Origin of the sequence: Neisseria sp. HMSC061B04 (genome assembly GCF_001836705.1) — a bacterium.
Taxonomy (GTDB): Bacteria; Pseudomonadota; Gammaproteobacteria; order Burkholderiales; family Neisseriaceae; genus Neisseria.
Genome location: NZ_KV830219.1, coordinates 1 through 299 on the forward strand (window position 1 = coordinate 1; position 299 = coordinate 299).

Annotated in this window: 1 pseudogene; it reads right to left on the reverse strand. The window is 37.1% G+C overall.

Annotated features, from left to right (window positions below):
- Positions 1 to 299 (reverse strand): annotated as a pseudogene (locus tag HMPREF2661_RS11630) (zonular occludens toxin family protein); the annotation flags it as partial.

Here is a 299-nt window from a genome sequence, read left to right on the forward strand (position 1 = left end):
ATATAGGGTTTTTCTTCCTCTTTTTCGGTTGTTTTCGGCTCTTGTTGGGGATATTGGCCGCTTTGTTCAATTTGGGGTTGCGCCGTTTGTGTGTTTTGTGCGGTTTGGTTGCTGTCTGTTTCGGTTGTTTTTTTGACCTCTATCGGTTTTGATATGTCTTTATAACTGCCATATGCAATAAACATGCTGAATATAATTACTATAAGAACCAAAGGCAAAATAAATATCACTTTACTTCGTTTGGTTTTGATTTTTGTGTGTTCTTCGGCCGATTTGTAAACGCCAAATGCTTTTTTATC